At 69.3% G+C, this 15343-nt stretch carries 16 protein-coding genes; 10 read left to right on the forward strand and 6 right to left on the reverse strand.

The genetic code is table 11. The features are described from left to right. Position 1: 1 nt before the first annotated feature. Positions 2-613: a zinc-binding alcohol dehydrogenase gene (locus tag AB0P18_RS02880; RefSeq protein WP_344051194.1), complete on the reverse strand. Its 612-nt coding sequence runs from the start codon at positions 611-613 to the stop codon at positions 2-4. Between the two features lie 76 nt (positions 614-689). On the opposite strand from AB0P18_RS02880, the gene purM reads away from it, so the two are divergent. Both purM and purF read left to right on the forward strand, forming a co-directional pair. Then, positions 690-1850, forward strand: a complete 1161-nt coding sequence (gene purM / locus AB0P18_RS02885; RefSeq protein WP_363358855.1) for a phosphoribosylformylglycinamidine cyclo-ligase — start codon at positions 690-692, stop codon at positions 1848-1850. A 5-nt stretch (positions 1851-1855) separates the two neighbouring features. Then, positions 1856-3316, forward strand: coding sequence for an amidophosphoribosyltransferase (gene purF / locus AB0P18_RS02890; protein WP_363358856.1), 1461 nt, complete (start codon positions 1856-1858; stop codon positions 3314-3316). 5 nt (positions 3317-3321) lie between these two features. Here the strand turns inward: purF and AB0P18_RS02895 are convergent, their stop codons facing one another. Then, positions 3322-4449 carry a carboxylate-amine ligase gene (locus tag AB0P18_RS02895; RefSeq protein ID WP_344051201.1) on the reverse strand — a complete coding sequence of 376 codons (1128 nt, stop codon included), beginning with the start codon at positions 4447-4449 and terminating at the stop codon, positions 3322-3324. A 140-nt stretch (positions 4450-4589) separates the two neighbouring features. Here AB0P18_RS02895 and AB0P18_RS02900 point away from each other — a divergent pair, with 140 nt between their 5' ends. Then, positions 4590-5120 carry a hypothetical protein gene (locus AB0P18_RS02900; RefSeq protein WP_363358857.1) on the forward strand — a complete coding sequence of 177 codons (531 nt, stop codon included), beginning with the start codon at positions 4590-4592 and terminating at the stop codon, positions 5118-5120. Between the two features lie 64 nt (positions 5121-5184). Beyond that, a complete protein-coding gene (locus AB0P18_RS02905; protein WP_344051202.1) occupies positions 5185-5610 on the forward strand; it encodes a TIGR02611 family protein in 426 nt (141 codons plus the stop codon). A gap of 31 nt (positions 5611-5641) precedes the next feature. Here AB0P18_RS02905 and AB0P18_RS02910 read toward each other — a convergent pair whose 3' ends face one another. Continuing rightward, positions 5642-5818, reverse strand: coding sequence for a DUF3073 domain-containing protein (locus tag AB0P18_RS02910; RefSeq protein ID WP_091701886.1), 177 nt, complete (start codon positions 5816-5818; stop codon positions 5642-5644). A 223-nt stretch (positions 5819-6041) separates the two neighbouring features. On the opposite strand from AB0P18_RS02910, the gene AB0P18_RS02915 reads away from it, so the two are divergent. Beyond that, entirely contained in the window at positions 6042-6554 is a 513-nt protein-coding gene (locus AB0P18_RS02915; protein WP_363359100.1) for a universal stress protein, read from the forward strand. Positions 6555-6650: 96 nt separating this feature from the next. Here the strand turns inward: AB0P18_RS02915 and AB0P18_RS02920 are convergent, their stop codons facing one another. Then, complete coding sequence (locus AB0P18_RS02920) at positions 6651-7259, reverse strand: PadR family transcriptional regulator (RefSeq protein ID WP_363358858.1); 609 nt, start codon at positions 7257-7259, stop codon at positions 6651-6653. Then, complete coding sequence (locus tag AB0P18_RS02925; RefSeq protein WP_363358859.1) at positions 7259-8179, reverse strand: DUF4097 family beta strand repeat-containing protein; 921 nt, start codon at positions 8177-8179, stop codon at positions 7259-7261. The genes AB0P18_RS02920 and AB0P18_RS02925 overlap by 1 nt, the downstream gene beginning before the upstream one ends. Before the next feature lie 136 nt (positions 8180-8315). On the opposite strand from AB0P18_RS02925, the gene AB0P18_RS02930 reads away from it, so the two are divergent. Beyond that, positions 8316-9101 carry a MerR family transcriptional regulator gene (locus AB0P18_RS02930; RefSeq protein WP_363358860.1) on the forward strand — a complete coding sequence of 262 codons (786 nt, stop codon included), beginning with the start codon at positions 8316-8318 and terminating at the stop codon, positions 9099-9101. On the opposite strand, the gene AB0P18_RS02935 is transcribed toward AB0P18_RS02930, so the two are convergent. After that, positions 9098-10327, reverse strand: a complete 1230-nt coding sequence (locus tag AB0P18_RS02935; protein ID WP_363358862.1) for an ROK family protein — start codon at positions 10325-10327, stop codon at positions 9098-9100. The two genes, AB0P18_RS02930 and AB0P18_RS02935, sit on opposite strands and share 4 nt — an antisense overlap. 190 nt (positions 10328-10517) lie before the next feature. On the opposite strand from AB0P18_RS02935, the gene AB0P18_RS02940 reads away from it, so the two are divergent. From AB0P18_RS02940 to AB0P18_RS02955, 4 genes are read left to right on the forward strand one after another with little or no spacing between them, the layout of a single operon-like run. After that, the gene (locus AB0P18_RS02940) at positions 10518-11765 is read left to right on the forward strand and encodes an extracellular solute-binding protein (RefSeq protein ID WP_363359101.1); all 1248 of its coding nucleotides are present in this window, start codon (positions 10518-10520) and stop codon (positions 11763-11765) included. Continuing rightward, positions 11762-12670 (forward strand): sugar ABC transporter permease, encoded by a 909-nt coding sequence (locus AB0P18_RS02945; protein ID WP_363358864.1) that lies wholly within the window; start codon positions 11762-11764, stop codon positions 12668-12670. Before AB0P18_RS02940 ends, AB0P18_RS02945 begins: the two co-directional genes overlap by 4 nt. Next, positions 12670-13581 (forward strand): carbohydrate ABC transporter permease, encoded by a 912-nt coding sequence (locus tag AB0P18_RS02950; RefSeq protein WP_363358865.1) that lies wholly within the window; start codon positions 12670-12672, stop codon positions 13579-13581. The genes AB0P18_RS02945 and AB0P18_RS02950 overlap by 1 nt, the downstream gene beginning before the upstream one ends. Before the next feature lie 53 nt (positions 13582-13634). Continuing rightward, positions 13635-15323 (forward strand): alpha-amylase family glycosyl hydrolase, encoded by a 1689-nt coding sequence (locus AB0P18_RS02955; protein WP_363358866.1) that lies wholly within the window; start codon positions 13635-13637, stop codon positions 15321-15323. Positions 15324-15343 lie beyond the last annotated feature (20 nt).

The following is a 15343-nucleotide window of genomic DNA, read 5'->3' on the forward strand; positions in this document are numbered from 1 at the left end:
GCTACGCCAACTCGGCGATGATCGGGTGGATCGCCGCATCGAAGGCGACGACGTCGCCGCGCAGTCCGTCCGTCACGGCGATCGTGAGCGAGCCGATCCACCACACGCCCCGCTGAGTGAGGGGGAGGACCTGCACGTTCAGTTCGAACGAATGCGCGCGTCGGCCCACTTGACGCTCGTGTTCGGCGATCGCGCTCGCGTAGGCGCGGTACGAGACACCGGGCTTCGCGGCGGAGTCCTTGCGGTAGCGCTCGTGGGCCGACTGCGAGAAGGCCAGGGCTTCGCTCGCGTGCGGGGCGATCGCGGCGCGCAGCGCGTCCGACCCCTCCGCGGGCAGGGCGACGAGCGTCTCGAAGCCGTCGACGAGCTCGAGCGGGACGGGCGAGGGGTGCGCGGTCGGCTCGACGGTCATCGCCCAGAACTCCCGCCACTGCCGCTCGAGGAGCGCCTGCGCCTCCTCGGCGCGGTCGTTCACGCGCGGAGGGATGCCGCGCAGGTGCGGCAGCTCATCGGGCGAGCGGATGCCGAGCACCTGGCGCAGGTAGAGGGCGAGCAGGACCTGCTGACCCGCGTCCTCGCGGATCAGCCATTCCGGAGTCCCCGTGCCTCCCATGCCCTCGATTGTACGACCGGGCCTGCGCGGTGTCCCGGGCGCGGCATCCGTCCGGCCCGCCGGTAGGCTGGAGCGCGTGGCATCACCCTCCCGCGACGCCTCCCCCTCGAGCGGAGACGCGACCGTGAATCCCTATGCACAGGCCGGGGTCGACACGGCTGCCGGCGATCTCGCCGTGGAGCTGATGAAGTCGGCGGTCCGCCGCACGCACGGCCCCGAAGTGCTCGGCGGTGTCGGCGGTTTCGCCGGACTGTTCGACGCGTCGGCCCTGCGCGGGTACGAGCGGCCGCTCCTGGCGACCAGCACCGACGGCGTCGGCACGAAAGTCGCGATCGCGCAGGCGATCGACAAGCACGACACGATCGGCATCGATCTGGTCGGCATGGTCGTGGACGACATCGTCGTCGTCGGCGCGAAGCCGCTCTTCATGACGGACTACATCGCGTGCGGCAAGCTCTACCCCGAGCGCATCGCCGCGATCGTCGGCGGCATCGCGGAAGGCTGCGCGCAGACCGGCACCGCCCTCGTCGGCGGCGAGACCGCCGAGCACCCGGGACTGCTGGGTCTGAACGACTACGACGTCGCGGGAGCCGCGACGGGCGTGGTCGAGGCGGGCGCGATCCTCGGCGCCGACCGGGTCGAGGACGGGGACGTCGTCCTGGCGCTGGCGAGCAGCGGGCTGCACTCCAACGGATACTCCCTCGTCCGCCACATCGTCGCGGGCGCCGGCATCCAGTACGGGGACAACGCCGCCGATCTCGGTGGGACCTGGGGCGAGGCGCTGCTCGAGCCGACGCGCCTCTACACGACCCCGCTCCTGCGCCTGATCGAGGCGCTGCCCGGTCAGGTCCACGCCCTGTCGCACGTCACGGGCGGCGGCATTGCGGCGAACCTCGCGCGCGTCCTCCCGCAGGGCACCTGGGTCGACGTCGACCGCTCGACGTGGTCGCCGGCGCCGGTGTTCCGCGTGCTGGCCGACCTCGGCCACCTCGACCTCGGCGCGACCGAAGGCACGTGGAACCTCGGCATCGGATTCCTCGCGGTCGTCTCCGCAGGCTCGGCGGATGCCGCCATCGCGGCGCTCGCCGGCGAGGGCATCACGACCTGGCAGGTCGGCGCGGTGCGCACCGGGGCGATCCCCGACGACGGGAACGGCGCGTTCGAACAGGGCGCGAAGGGCGTGGACGGCGGGGCCGTGCGCCTCGTCGGCACCTACAACACAGGCGGAGCGGTCTAGAACCCATGTGCGGCATCGTCGGAATGGTCGGGCAGGGGCCGGTCAACCAGGAGATCTACGACGCCCTGCTCCTGCTGCAGCACCGCGGCCAGGACTCGACGGGCATCGCGACCGCCGAGAGCAACGGCGTCTTCCATCTCTTCAAGGCCAAGGGACAGGTGCGCGAGGCGTTCCGGACGCGCGACATGCGGGGGCTCCTCGGAGACATCGGTCTGGGACACGTCCGCTACGCGACCAAGGGGACGGCATCCAGCGAAGAGGAGGCGCAGCCCTTCTACGTGAACGCGCCGTACGGCATCGTGCTGGTGCACAACGGCAACCTCACCAACACGCGCGAGCTGACCGACGAGCTGTTCCACACCGACCGTCGGCACCTCAACACCTCCAGCGACACCGAGCTGCTGGTGAACGTGCTCGCGAACGAGCTGCAGTCCTCGATCTCGGGGACGGACCTGGATCCGGCTCAGGTCTTCCAGGCGGTCTCGCGCGTGCACGAGCGGGTCGAGGGCTCGTACGCCGCGATCGCGCTGATCGCCGGCTACGGTCTGCTCGCGTTCCGCGATCCGTTCGGCATCCGCCCCCTCATCATCGGCACGCGGCCGACGGAGAACGGGCGGTACGAGTGGATCGTGACCTCGGAGTCGCTCGTGCTCGAGAACGGGGGCTTCGAGATCGTGCGCGACGTGCTGCCCGGCGAGGCCGTCTTCATCGACCTCGAGGGGCACCTGCACACGCAGCAGTGCGCGGCGGACCCCCGGCTCGTGCCGTGCTCGTTCGAGTACGTCTACCTCGCTCGTCCCGACTCGGTCATGAACGGGATCTCGGTGTACGAGGCGCGGCTCCGGCTGGGCGAACGGCTCGCCGACACGATCGCGAAGTACACGCCGAAGGGCACGATCGACGTCGTGATGCCGATCCCCGATTCGTCGCGTCCGGCGGCGATGCAGGTCGCCCGCAAGCTCGGGATCGAGTACCGCGAGGGGTTCTACAAGAACCGCTACATCGGACGGACGTTCATCATGCCGGGGCAGGCGGTGCGCAAGAAGAGCGTGCGCCAGAAGCTCAACGCGATGTCCAGCGAGTTCAAGGGCAAGAACGTGCTGCTGATCGATGACTCGATCGTGCGGGGGACGACCTCGAAGGAGATCATCCAGATGGCGCGGGATGCCGGTGCCAAGAGCGTCACGTTCGCCTCGGCCGCGCCGCCGGTGCGGTACCCGCACGTATACGGCATCAACATGCCGTCGCGCCACGAGCTCGTCGCGCACGGCCGGACGATCCCTGAGATCGCGCAGGAGCTCGGTGCCGACTACATGGTGTACCAGGAGGTCGAGGATCTGAAGGCCGCGATCCTCGAGGGCTCCGACGTGGACGATCTGGACATGAGCTGCTTCGACGGCCGGTACGTGACGGGGACGGTCACCGAGGAGTACCTCGCCTGGGTCGAGGGTTCGCAGGAGTCCTGACCCGCTCAGAGGTCGTGGTGGAACTCCTCGATCAGGTGGTCGACCACCGCGGTCATCGCGGCGTCCTGGTCGGCGCCCGCAGCGGTCGCCGCGGCCGCGACGGCGCGCTGCCGCTCCGCCGAGGTGCCGGCCTCGGCGATCGTGAGCACGCGCTCGACCTCCGCGCGGCACCCCAGGGCGTCGGCATCCTCCCCGATCATCTCGATGAGCTCGGTCATGAGCTTCGGGAACGGCACGATCGTGTCGGCGCCGAAGTCGATCAGCCCCTCCGTGACGCCGTAGCGCTGAGCCCGCCAGCGGTTCTCGCCGACGAGGAACCGGTCGTACAGGCGCCATCGCTGGTTGCGGACACGCAGCCGCCACAGCATCCGCATGACGCACTGCGTGACCGCCGCGAGAGTCAGCGCGTCCTCCGCGCGCGGCGAGACGTCCATGATGCGCGTCTCGAGCGTGGGGTAGTGGTGGGAGGGACGGATGTCCCACCAGATCTTCGACGAATCCTCGATGATGCCGAGGTTCACAAGCACGCCGACGGACCGCTCGTACTCACCCCAGCTCTGGTAGTCCGGCGGCAGCCCGGTGCGGGGGAGGTTGTCGAACACCGAGATGCGGTACGACGCGAGCCCGGTGTCCTCGCCCTGCCAGAACGGCGATGAGGTGGACAGGGCGAGCAGATGCGGCAGGAAGTACGGCATCTGCCGCATCAGGTCGATGCGGAGGGCGTCATCGCCCAGACCGATGTGCACGTGGCAGCCGCAGATCAGCAGTCGGCGGGCGACGCCGGCGAGATCGCGCTCGAGCCCGCGGTAGCGCTCCTTGTCGGTGTGGTGCTGGGTCTTCCAGTCCGAGAAGGGGTGACAGGATGCCGCGATCGGAACGAGTCCGTACCGGGCGGCGTGCCGGGACACGGTCGAGCGCAGGCGCCGCAGGTCGTCGCGGGCGGCCCCGACGCTCGTTGCGACCCTCGTGCCGATCTCGACCTGGCACTTCTTGTACTCGGGGCTCACCTGCTCCTGCAGCTCGGCGCTGCAGTCTTCGATGAAGCCCTCGGGCGCGACACCGAGCGCGCGCGAGTCGCGGTCGACGAGCAGGTACTCCTCCTCGATGCCCATCGTGAACTCGGGTCGCTCCATCGCGTCTCCTTCTGTTGCCCCATCTCAGCGCGCGGGGAGCCTCAGGGCAAGGGCGGCGCACCGGAAGGATCCGCGCGTCGACGCTCGCCGACGCGATGATACGATCGGCGCGCCCGCGTGCAGCGGTCGGAGAGGACCACATGAGGCGACAGGCGGGGCCGCGCAGGCGGTGGCGACACGGAGCGCCGATCGCCCTGGTGTCGCTCATGCTCATGGCGTCCGGCGCGAACCCGGCGCTCGCGGACACCGTCGCACCCGAGCCTCCCGCCGATGAGCTGCCTGTGGCGCCCGCACCGCTCGAGCCTCAGATGCCCGCGGGCGACAACACCTCCCCTCCGCCGGAGTATTCCGGTCCCGCCGTGCACCCTCTGGAGCCGGCGCCGGTCAACATTCCGGCGGACCTGCAGAATCGTCCCCGACCTGCCGAGGTGGATGCCGCGCGCGCCGCGCGTGATGCCCAGCCGGTCGCCGGCGTTCAGCCCGCAACGCAGGTGAGCGCCTCCGCGAACGGGGGGCCGACAGGGGCCGCCGGTTCAGACGCCGCGCCGACGCTCCGCGCGCCTCGTTTCGCGATGTTCCTCGACATGGTCCGGATGCTCCTCTTCGGCCCGACGGGCAGCGCCTCCCCCCCGGTCTCCGCGTTGCCCGGACATCTTCCTCGACCGGTCTGACGCCGCGCACACACCGGAACGAAGCTCACAGGAGATACGCGATATATCGTGTTAGCGTCGGCGCATGCCTTCCGATCAGCTGCCGAGCCAGGCCGAGCAGGACGCGCTCTGGGGTGGCGAGCACCTCTCCGATGACCTCGAACGCACGGTGCGCAGCGAGATCGAGCAGGGCGAGCGGGCGGACCAGCCCGTGCGACGGATGCTGCGACGCCTGCGCAACCGGGTGGGTCGGCATCCGCGTCTCGAGCGTCTGTACAAAGCCGTCGTCGCCGTGATCGGCGGCACCCTCACGGTGCTCGGACTGCTGCTCGTGCCACTGCCGGGTCCCGGCTGGCTAGTCGTGTTCCTCGGCCTCGCCGTCCTCGGCACGGAGTTCCACTGGGCGCGACGGATCGCCACGTGGCTGAAGCGTCAGCTCGATCGCTTCTGGGCGTGGTGGAAGGACCGGCGGGCGCGCCGGAGGGCTGCCCAGCAGGGCGAGACGGCCTGATCTCAGGCGTGCCGAACGGGGGCGAGAGGGCTCAGGCCTTCTCGTCCTCGTATTCGTCGGCGTACTGGTCTGCCCACTTGTCGACGTACTGCTCGTCGTCCGGGTGGCCGAGTTCCTTCTCCAGTGCGGAGTAGTTCACGGTCGGGCTGTACGACTTGAGTTCGCGAGCGATCTTGGTGTGCTTCGCCTTCTGACGGCCACGCCCCATGCGAGACCCCCTCATTTCTGAGTAACGGGTGCTGCGGGGCTGTTCGCCGCGTGGACCCGGGCATTCACGAAACCGGCTTCGAGGCCGGTAAGAGTAGCATTCAGGATAACACGGAGCCCCCGGTCACCGACCGCTCCGCCCCGGCACGGAAAGGCGATGACGCATGGCCGCTGACGCACCGAACACTCCCGATCTTCCCGCTGTCGGCGGCGATCCCGAGCGGATGGGCGGCGGCGAGGCCGAGGCGCTGCGCGGGGCGGTTCTCGTGGGCGTCGTGCCCGGCATCCCGACCCGCGTCGTGCGCGAGGCCGGCCGGTACGCGAAGCTCCTCGGCGCACCGCTCGTCGTGGTGCACGTGGACGTCACGCGGTTCGTGACCTACGAGGATCCGGACGGCTATGTCCATTCCGCGCCGATCGACATCAACATCGCCGCGGGCGAGAACGACCTGGCCATCGTGACGGCCGAAGCAGCCAAGATCCTGGATGGCCACGACGTCGCGTGGAGCGTCCGGCAGCTCGTCGGGGATCCCGCCATGGCGATGAAGCACCTCGCCGAACAGGTGGACGCGCGACTGCTCGTCGTGGGTACGCGCAAGCGCGGCATCGGGGAGTCGATTCGTGAGTTCTTCACCGGATCCGTCGCCGCGCGTCTGGCGCACCGTCAGCAGCGGCCGATCCTGGTGATCCCGCTCGGTGAGCCCGTGCCCGACGACGAGGAGATCTGGCCCGCCTGATCCTCTGACGCTGAAACGACATCTGCACGTCGAAACGATGGGTCAAGCCCACAGTCTCGACGTGCAGATGTCGTCTCAGCGAAGAAGAGTGCCGGATCAGCCGCGCAGCGACCCGCGGATGTCGCGGGCGATGTCGTCGAGCGATCGCGCCAGATCGTCGATGACGGATGCCGCCAGCTCGCCCCCGCGGGCGACGTGCGACCGCAGGTCGGCGCGGAGCTGCGCGCGGAACTCGGTGATCGCCGTGTCGGCGCGGTGCAGCTGTTCGCGGCTGGACACGCGCGGATCATCGGTCGGCGCAGCGGGCGTCGCGCCCGCCTCCTCGTCGCGCGCGGCGGCGGCGAGGTCGGCGCGGAGGCTCTTCATCGCCTCGCGGACGCTGCCGCGCACCTCGTCGGCGATCAGGCGCACCGAATCGGTCAGGCCCGCCTCGATCCCCTCGAGGTCGCCCGCGCGCGCGGCCACCTCGGCGCGGCCGGCGTCCGTGATCTCGTAGACGGTCTTGCGGCCGTCCACCGTCTTGGTGACGAGCCCCTCCTCCTCGAGCTTGGACAGGCGCGGGTAGATCGTGCCGGCACTGGGCGTGTAGGTGCCGCCCGTGCGGTCCGACAGCGCCTGCATGATGTCGTAGCCGTGCCGCGGGCCCTCGTCGAGAAGGCTCAGCAGGTACAGGCGCAGGTCGCCGTGCGAGAAGACCGGGGTCATCACCACTGCCCCTCGGTCGTGCCCTCCGTGGATGCGCCGGCGGGGGGCTCCGCGCCCGCCGCAGCCGGGCCGGACGCCGACGGGCCGGCATCCGCCATGCTCGACACCGCGCGGCGGAGTACGGTGACATCGCCCGACACGGAGTTGGACCGCACGTCGACGAACGATCCGCTCAGCTCGCCGACCGAGCCGCTGAAGTTCGTCGTCGGACCGGTGCCCTGACCCGAGCGCACCACGCCGTCGACCTGGACGCGTCCGCTGACGCTGCGGATCACGAAGTTGGCCGGGTGGCCCTCATCGAGCCGGACGGTCGCGTTGCCGCTCACCGTGTTCAGCGCCACCTGGTGCACGTCGCCGGTCGAGTCGACCAGCATCGCGCCGGAGACGGTGTCGATCGTCGCCTTGCGCAGCGACCCGGTCGCCGCGACATCACCCGAGACGCTGTTGGCGCTGAGCGATCCGACGAGCTCGCGGATCTGCACGTCTCCCGAGACGGCGTTCACGGTGAGGTCGCCGTCGATGCCGTCCACGATGATGTCGCCGGAGACGGTGTTCAGGCGGGTGTCGTGACGGATGCCGGACACGAGCGCACTGGCCGAGACGACGCCGAGGTTGAGCGCGACCTCGCGGGGGACGGCGACGCTGATCTCGGCCTTCGGGCCGCCGGCGCCGAAGTTGCGGAACACCTCGAGGAAGTTGTCCCATCGCAGCTGCGGGTGATCGATCTCGACGACGTCGCCGGTGACCTCGATGCGGAGATCCTTGATCGTCACGCCGTGCACCTCGATGCGGGCGCCGGGCTCATCATGTCCGATCACGTCGATCTGGCCGCCGACGAGTCCGACCTTGAGCTTGCGCACGGTCTCGATGTCGATGACGCGCGTCTCTCCCGGGTGGATGATCCACTTCTCCAGAGTCATGGTGCACTTCCGTTCTTGCGGTTGAATCGCGATATATCGCGATAGCAGGAGAGTAACACGATATATCGCGTTCTTGTCAAGAATCTGGACGCGTAGGGGTTGACCTTGACGCAGCGTCAACCTCTAGCGTCGGATTATGACCGCGGAGGAGAAGGGAGTCGCGATGGAGGAGTGGTCGATCCAGCAGATCGCACGGTTCGCCGGCACGACGAGTCGCACGCTCCGGCACTACGCCGACATCGGGCTGCTCACGCCGTCGCGGGTCGGCCGCAACGGCTACCGGCACTACGACCGAGACGGGCTCGTGCGCCTGCAGCGCATCCTGCTGCTGCGCGACCTCGGTCTGTCGTTGCCGGAGATCGCCGGGGTGCTCGACCGGCGCGTGAGTGCGCATGACGCACTGACGCATCACCTTTCGTGGCTGCGGCAGGAACAAGACCGACTGGCGCGCCGCATCGCGGCCGTCAGGGCGACGATCGACGGAATGGAGGGAGGTGAGAAACCCATGGCACACGACATGTTCGACGGCTTCGACCACACGGAATATCGAGACGAGGTGATCGAGCGCTGGGGGCAGGCAGCCTACGCCGACGGCGACCGCTGGTGGCGCGGCATGAGCGCCGCGGAGCAGGGCGACTGGCAGCAGCGGGTCGCAGATCTCGGTCGCGACTGGGCGGCTGCGGCGGAGTCCGGCATCGCTCCCGACGCGCCCGAAGCGGCGGCTCTGGCCGAGCGGCACGTCCGCTGGCTGACCGGCATCCCCGGAACGCCCACCGGCACCCCCGCCGAGACGAAGGCCTATGTCATCGGACTCGGCGAGATGTACGTCGCCGATGAGCGCTTCGGCGCGAACTACGGGGGCACGGCGGGCGCGGAGTTCGTGCGGGACGCGTTGCGCGCGTACGCCGACGCGAACCTCTAGCCCACCCTCTGCAGTGCGGTCCGGCGCGGCTCGTCCGCGAGGTCGAGCACGCCGGACCGCGCCGCGTCCAGTGCGGCCGAGACTGCGCCGGTGCAGATCACGTCGAGCCCGAGCCGGGAGGCGACGAGTTCGGGAGCCGGCAGGTCGAGCTCGAGGGGGAGTGACTCGCGCGCCGCCGCGACCAGCTGCGCGGCATCCACCGGGTCGATCCCCGACACGACGACCCGTCGCGGGTCGAACAGGCTGCCCATCACGCCGGTGATGACGCTCAGCGCGTGACCGGCACGCTCGACGATGCGGGCGGCCTCGGCATCGCCCTCGCGCGCCAGGCGGAACACCGCGTCACCGGTGAGCTCGGCCGCGGGCAGCGTCGCGAGGCCGGAGTCGGACGGGACCGTCCCCGAAGCGATGGCCTCGCGCGCCCATTCCGCTGCCCGCTCGCTGAGCCCGCCGGCGCCTCCGACACCCACCACGTGATCGAAGGCGACCATCTCGCCGACGCCGCCGTGCGCGCCGCGCAGCAGATTGCCGTCCACGACGACACCGGCCCCGAGGAAGCGTCCGCAGAGCAGTGTGACGTGGTCGCGCACGCCCGCCGCCGCGCCGACGGACCCCTCGGCCACGGCGGCCAGGGACGCGTCGTTGAGAACGCGGACGATGGGCGCCCACGCTCCGAACATCTCGCTGAGGTCGGGGTTCATCCGGCGCCAGAATCCGTTGCGGTGCGCGGGAGAGGATCCGCTCGCATCGACCGGAGCGGGCACGCCCGCGCACAGCGAGAGGACGTCGGCGCGCGTGCGCCCGGCCGCGCTGAGCGCGTCATCGACCGCTGTCGCCGCGGCATCCCGTCGCTCCGCCGGTGAATCGTGAGCGAGGTCGGTGTGCGACGCGCGCCGCACGAGCACGTCGCCGCGGAGATTCGCGACGACGGTGAGGATGTGGTCGGGCGCGAGGTCGATGCCCACGACGACGGCGGCATCGGCGCGCAGCCGGAACCGCCGCGCGGGGCGGCCTTTGCGGTAGTCGCCCACCGCACGGGCGTTCTCGAGCTCGTCCAGGAGGCCGATCTCCACGAGCTCCTCGATCACGTCGATCGTGGTCGAGCGCGTGAGCCCCACAGCCGCCATCGCGTCGCTCGCCGTGAAGACCTCGACATCCCACGCATACGACAGGACACCGCCCAGGCTCGTGCGTCGAACCGCGGTGGGTGAGATCGTCTGCGACACGGGTATTGACCTCTTCCCTTCCACCCTGCATTATGGACCACATCGATTTGATTCGGACATTAAATCTACTCCCCCAACCAAAGGGTCGTCGCCGCAGTCGACCCGCAGAAAGGACAGCGACGTGGCTGATCGATTCCGACGACGGAGAGGGCCGGTCTCCACGGCCGTCGCTGTCGGACTGCTCGGCGCGATGGTCGGCACGCTCCTCGTGGGCTGCTCGGCGGACGGGCGCGAGACCATCCGGTTCACCTTCAGCAAGCGCGAGGCGCTCGACTTCATGAACACCGTCGTCGCCGACTACAACGCGTCGCAGGACGACGTGCGCGTCGAGATGGACACGTCGGGCGTCGACGTCGTGTCGGCGAGCTTCGTCCGCGGCAACCCGCCCGACATCATGCTCGCCAACTACAACTTCGAAGTGGCACGGTTCGTGCAGCGCTGCGCGCTGAGCGATCTCACCGGCACGGATGCCGCTGCCACGGTCCGTGAGGACCTCCAGCCTCTGCTGGACCAGTACGGCAGCTGCGCGGGTCGGATCAGCGCACTCCCGTACTCCGTCATGGCGGCATCCGTCATCTACAACACGCAGATCTTCGCCGACAACGGCCTCGAGGTGCCGCAGACCTGGAGCGAGCTGATCGAGGTGTGCGACGCGCTGCAGGCCGCCGGCGTCACGCCCTTCTATGCCACGTTCAAGGACGACTGGACGGTCGGCCAGGGCTGGTACGACTACTCCGTCGGCGGCTCGCTGGATGTCATCGACTTCTTCGACGGCATGAACGCGGAAGGCACCGAGGTCGGTCCCGACTCGACCGTGTCGTTCCAGAAGGACTTCGCCGAGCCGATGGAGAAGATGACCCGGCTGGCATCGGACTACGTGAACGAGGACGCACCGAGCCGTGGCTACGGCGACGGCAACCTCGCGTTCGGCAAGGGCGAGGCCGCGATGTACCTGCAGGGGCCGTGGGCCTTCGGCGAGATCGCGAAGACCGCGCCCGATCTGGAGCTCGGGACGTTCCCGCTGCCGCTGACGGACGACCCCGACGACCTCGAGGTGCGCGTGAACATGGACCTCGCCGCGATGATCCCGGAGGGCTCGCGCCACCAGGAGGCCGCCCGCGACTTCCTCGAGTACCTCTACCAGCCCGAGATCATCGAGGCCTACAACGCCTCGCAGCTCGGGTTCACACCCACAACGGACGCCCCTGCGCCGGACGACCCGCGCATCGCGGGGATGATCCCCTTCTACCAGGAGGGCCGGATCTACCAGGGGCCGTCGGTGCTGGTCCCCAAGACCCTGCCGGTCTTCAACTATGCGCAGGCGATGGTGCTGGGGACCGACCCCGCCCGCATCCTGCGCACCATGGACGCGGACTGGGCTCGCATCGCCTTCCGCGCTCCGATCGTCGCCACCCAGACAGAGGAGTCTGCCGGATGAGTACCTCCACGATCGTCACCGCGGGTGACACGGCGGCACGGCGCAGCACGCGTCGCGTCGAACCGATCTACTACCTGTTCCTGCTGCCGAGCCTCGTGCTGTTCACGCTGGCGATCACGGTGCCCGGGATCATCGGCATCTTCTTCAGCTTCACCGATTCGATCGGCATCGGCGAGTGGAGCTTCAACGGGCTCACGAACTACATCGCCCTCTTCAGCGACCCGGCGATCCTGCAGAGCTACCTGTTCACGTTCGGGTTCTCCGTGGCGACCGTCATCGTCGTCAACGTGGCGGCGTTCCTGCTCGCGGTCGGCCTCACGTCGCGCATCCGCTTCAAGACGGGTCTCCGTGCGATCTTCGTGATCCCGATGGTGATCTCGGGCATCATCATCGCCTACGTCTTCAACTTCCTGTTCTCCAACTCCGTGCCCACCGCGGCCGGCGCGCTCGGGATCCCGTTCCTGGAGACGAGCCTGCTCGCCAACCCCGACTTCGCGTGGATCGCGATCGTGATCGTGACCGCGTGGCAGGCGATCCCCGGCACGCTGCTCATCTACATCGCCGGGCTGCTCTCGATCCCGGGCGACGTCTACGAGGCGGCTGATCTGGACGGCGCCTCCAAGACCCAGCAGCTGCTGCGCATCACGCTGCCGCTCGTGGCCGGGTACGTCGTCATCAACGTGATCCTCGGGTTCAAGGGCTTCCTGAATGCGTACGACATCATCGTCGGCCTCACGAACGGCGGCCCGGGGACGTCGACGCGGAGCGTCGCGATGACGATCATCGCGGGGTTCAACGGCGGCGACTACGCCTACCAGATGGCCAACGCCACCATCTTCTTCATCGTGGCCGTGCTCATCTCGGTCCTGCAGCTCTCCCTCACGCGTGGAAGGAACCAGTTCTGATGACCACCACCCAGCCGGCCCTCGCCTTCGAGCAGGCCGATGTCTCCGTCGGTCTGCAGAAGCCGCGACCCGCCCCACGCGCCAGGCTCACGGATCGGGTGAACTGGTCGCCGACGATCATCCTCATCCTGTGCGCCGTGACCGTGCTCCTGCCGCTCTACGTCACGCTCGCGATGGCCTTCAAGACGACCGGTCAGGCCGTCGACGGCAACGCCTTCTCGCTTCCGGCCCCGTTCAGCATCGACGGCTTCGTGCAGGCGTGGACACTCACGAAGTTCCCCGTCGGCGCCGCGATCTCGCTTCTGGTGACGGCCGGAACGGTGACCGCGACGATCGTCCTCGCGGCCTTCGCGTCCTACGCGATCGTGCGCAACTGGGATCGGCGCCTGTTCCGGTACTCGTTCTTCTACCTGCTCGCGGCGATGTTCATCCCGTTTCCGGTCGTCGCGCTGCCGCAGATCCAGCTCACCGGCCGCGTCGGGCTCGACAACCCGTTCGGCGTGGTCATCCTCGCGACGATGTTCCAACTGAGCTTCAGCGTGCTGCTGTTCACCGCGTTCCTGCGCTCGATCCCGCTCGAGCTCGAGGAGAGCGCCCGCATCGACGGGGCGTCGACCTGGCAGACGTTCTGGCGGATCATCTTCCCGCTGCTCGCGCCCATGAGCGCCACGGTCGGCATCTTCGCGTTCCTGTACGCGTGGAACGACTTCATGATGCCGTCGCTCATCATCTCCGACCCGGCGCTGCAGACGCTCCCGGTGCGGCAGAACCTCTTCCAGTCGCAGTTCAGCAACAACTACAACGTGGCCTTCGCGTCGTACCTGATGGCCATGGCTCCCGCGATCGTCGTCTACCTCTTCACTCAGCGATGGGTGATGGAGGGCGTCACGCAGGGTGCCGTCAAGGGCTGAGAACCCGCCCCACCACCGAAGTCCCATCACCGAAGAAAGGAAACCCGGTCTCCGTGACCACTGTTCTCGACTCCTTCTCCCGTCCCGCCTTCTCCTCCGAGGACGCCGCCTGGTGGCGCCAGGCGGTGGTCTACCAGGTGTATCCCCGCAGCTTCGCCGATGCCGACGGCGACGGACTGGGGGACATCCCGGGCATCACGTCGCGCGTCCCCTATCTCGCCGGACTGGGGGTGGACGCCGTCTGGCTGAGTCCCTTCTACCCCTCGGCGCTGGCCGACGGCGGCTACGACGTCGCCGACTACCGCGATGTGGATCCCCGGCTCGGCACGCTCGAGGACTTCGATGCGATGGTGGCCGCGCTGCACGCGGCGGGCATCCGCGTCGTGGTGGACATCGTCCCGAACCACACGTCCGATCTGCACGCGTGGTTCCAGGAGGCACTGGCCGCCGGCCGCGGCTCGGCCGCGCGCGACCGGTTCATCTTCCGCGAGGGCACGGGTCCGGACGGCAGCGAGCCGCCCACGGACTGGGTCTCCACGTTCGGGGGGTCCGCATGGGAACGGGTGGCCGACGGCCAGTGGTACCTGCACAACTTCGCCGTCGAGCAGCCGGACCTGAACTGGGCGAACCCGGAGGTGCGCGAGGACTTCCTCACGACCCTCCGCTTCTGGTCGGACCGCGGCGTCGACGGGTTCCGGATCGATGTCGCCCACATGCTCACGAAGGACCTGACCGAGCCGCTGCCGTCGCAGGCCGAGCTCGACTCCCTGCCGCGCGACGGCCGGCATCCGATGATCGACCGTGACGACGTGCACGAGGTGTACGCCGAGTGGCGCCAGGTGTTCGACTCGTACGACCCGCCCCGCACGGCGGTGGCGGAAGCGTGGGTCGACCCGTCCCGGGTTCCGCTGTACGCGAGCGCCGAGAGTCTCGGCCAGGCGTTCAACTTCGACCTGCTCGAGGCCGACTTCGACGCCGACCAGTTCCATCGGATCGTGACGGCGAACCTCGCCCTCGCGGCATCCTCCGGATCGTCCACGACGTGGGTCCTGTCCAACCACGACGTGGTCCGGCACGCCACGCGCTACGGGCTCGCTCGGCCCGCGCGCGGCGCAGACGGGCGGCCCGCGCTCAAGCACGGCAACGAGTGGCTGCTGTCGGGGGGCAGGCAGTCCGATGTCGATCGCGTCGGCGGCCTTCGCCGGGCGCGGGCCGCCACCCTGTTCGTCCTGGGTCTGCCCGGCTCGGCGTATCTGTACCAGGGGGAGGAACTCGGGCTCCATGAAGTCGGGGACATCGCGGACGAGGACCGGCAGGACCCGACGTTCTTCCGCAGCCCGGGCGTCGACCTCGGCCGGGACGGATGCCGCGTGCCGCTGCCCTGGACGCGCGAGGGCTCATCCTTCGGGTTCGGCGCCGCGGGCGCGCACCTTCCGCAGCCGGAGTGGTTCGCGGCGGCATCCGTACAGGACGAGGAGGCTGACCCCGCGTCGACCCTGACGCTCTACCGCCGCGCGCTCGCGCTGCGACACGAGCTGCAGGGGCCGGAAGCTCTCACGTGGGTCGACACGGGGCGGGCCGACGTGCTGCGCTTCGAAAGGCCGAACGGGTGGAGCGTCGTGACGAACTTCGGGACCGAGCCGTACGCGCTGGAGGGCGAGGTCGTCCTCGCCAGCGCGGACGCGGCTCCCGGTATGGTTCCCGGCGAGTCGACGGCGTGGCTGGTCGCGCCCAGCGCCTGAGGCCCCCGAGACACCGGATG

Origin of the sequence: Microbacterium sp. NPDC064584, from assembly GCF_040687315.1 — a bacterium.
GTDB lineage: Bacteria > Actinomycetota > Actinomycetes > Actinomycetales > Microbacteriaceae > Microbacterium > Microbacterium lacus.

Excerpts from the sequence above, each read along its gene's own strand:
- AB0P18_RS02880 (WP_344051194.1), bottom strand. The coding sequence starts at position 613 with ATGGGAGGCACGGGGACTCCGGAATGGCTGATCCGCGAGGACGCGGGT.
- purF (WP_363358856.1), top strand. The coding sequence starts at position 1,856 with ATGTGCGGCATCGTCGGAATGGTCGGGCAGGGGCCGGTCAACCAGGAG.
- AB0P18_RS02895 (WP_344051201.1), bottom strand. The coding sequence starts at position 4,449 with ATGGAGCGACCCGAGTTCACGATGGGCATCGAGGAGGAGTACCTGCTC.
- AB0P18_RS02900 (WP_363358857.1), top strand. The coding sequence starts at position 4,590 with ATGAGGCGACAGGCGGGGCCGCGCAGGCGGTGGCGACACGGAGCGCCG.
- AB0P18_RS02905 (WP_344051202.1), top strand. The coding sequence starts at position 5,185 with ATGCCTTCCGATCAGCTGCCGAGCCAGGCCGAGCAGGACGCGCTCTGG.
- AB0P18_RS02910 (WP_091701886.1), bottom strand. The coding sequence starts at position 5,818 with ATGGGGCGTGGCCGTCAGAAGGCGAAGCACACCAAGATCGCTCGCGAA.
- AB0P18_RS02915 (WP_363359100.1), top strand. The coding sequence starts at position 6,042 with ATGGGCGGCGGCGAGGCCGAGGCGCTGCGCGGGGCGGTTCTCGTGGGC.
- AB0P18_RS02920 (WP_363358858.1), bottom strand. The coding sequence starts at position 7,259 with ATGACCCCGGTCTTCTCGCACGGCGACCTGCGCCTGTACCTGCTGAGC.
- AB0P18_RS02925 (WP_363358859.1), bottom strand. The coding sequence starts at position 8,179 with ATGACTCTGGAGAAGTGGATCATCCACCCGGGAGAGACGCGCGTCATC.
- AB0P18_RS02930 (WP_363358860.1), top strand. The coding sequence starts at position 8,316 with ATGACCGCGGAGGAGAAGGGAGTCGCGATGGAGGAGTGGTCGATCCAG.
- AB0P18_RS02940 (WP_363359101.1), top strand. The coding sequence starts at position 10,518 with ATGGTCGGCACGCTCCTCGTGGGCTGCTCGGCGGACGGGCGCGAGACC.
- AB0P18_RS02945 (WP_363358864.1), top strand. The coding sequence starts at position 11,762 with ATGAGTACCTCCACGATCGTCACCGCGGGTGACACGGCGGCACGGCGC.
- AB0P18_RS02950 (WP_363358865.1), top strand. The coding sequence starts at position 12,670 with ATGACCACCACCCAGCCGGCCCTCGCCTTCGAGCAGGCCGATGTCTCC.